The organism is Paracoccus maritimus, assembly GCF_025195095.1.
GTDB lineage: Bacteria > Pseudomonadota > Alphaproteobacteria > Rhodobacterales > Rhodobacteraceae > Paracoccus > Paracoccus maritimus.
On record NZ_JANAVZ010000044.1, the window covers coordinates 1 to 1,009 of the forward strand.

General features: G+C 64.7%; 1 protein-coding gene. It reads left to right on the plus strand.

Features of this window, described 5'->3' with window-relative positions:
* The coding region (tnpC, locus tag MU516_RS19360; protein ID WP_260278838.1) for an IS66 family transposase at positions 1-985 on the plus strand (985 nt) is incomplete at its 5' end.
* Between the last annotated feature and the right edge of the window lie 24 nt (positions 986-1,009).

The window sequence follows — 1,009 nt, forward strand, 5'->3', positions numbered from 1 at the left end:
TGCCCGGGAAGGTGTTGATCTCAGCCTGTCGACCCTGGCCGACCAGGTCGGCGCCTGTGCCGCCGCGCTCGAGCCGCTCCACATGCTGATCCGCGACCATGTCCTGCAAGCCGAGCGGTTGCACGGCGATGACACGACGGTGCCGCTTCTGGCGAAGGGCGGGACGCGCACAGCACGGCTCTGGACCTATGTCCGCGATGACCGTCCGTTCGCGGGCGGTGCGCCGCCTGCGGCGCTATTCTACTTTTCCAGGGACAGGGAGATGACCCACCCGAACCGGCATCTCGCGGGATGGCAGGGTATCCTGCAAGCAGATGCCTATGGCGGATACAACGACCTCTATCGCGGCGACCGTGACCCCGGCACGGTGAACAGCGCGCTGTGCTGGAGCCACGCCCGCCGGAAGTTCTTCGAACTCGCCGATATCAAGGAGAAGGCCCGCAAGAGGAAGCCGGACCACGACATCTCGCCCGTCGCGCTGGAAGCGGTCAAGCGGATCGATGCCATCTTCGACATCGAACGCGAGATCAATGGCCTGGATGCCGGATCGCGGCTCGAAGTCCGACAACGCCGGTCACGCCCGCTGGTCGAAGGCCTGCACGAATGGATGCGGAGCGAGCGCGACACGATGTCGAAGCACAATCCAGTGGCCAAGGCGATCACCTACATGTTCAAGAAGGATCGGTGGGAAGCCTTCACCTGCTTTCTCGACGATGGCCGGATCTGCCTCACGAACAATGCGGCCGAGCGGGCGCTGCGCGGCGTGGCTCTCGGCCGGAAGTCCTGGCTCTTCGCCGGCTCCGAGCGCGGCGGTGACCGCGCCGCCTTCATGTATTCCCTGATCGTCACCGCGAAGATGAATGACATCGATCCCCAGGCGTGGCTGGCGGACGTCCTCGCACGACTACCTGAAACGACCGCTTCCCAGGTGCACGCTCTACTGCCATGGAACTGGAAAGCTGCGGAGCACCGCCAAGTCGTATGACCGCGGCCTACGCCGGATGCTAAC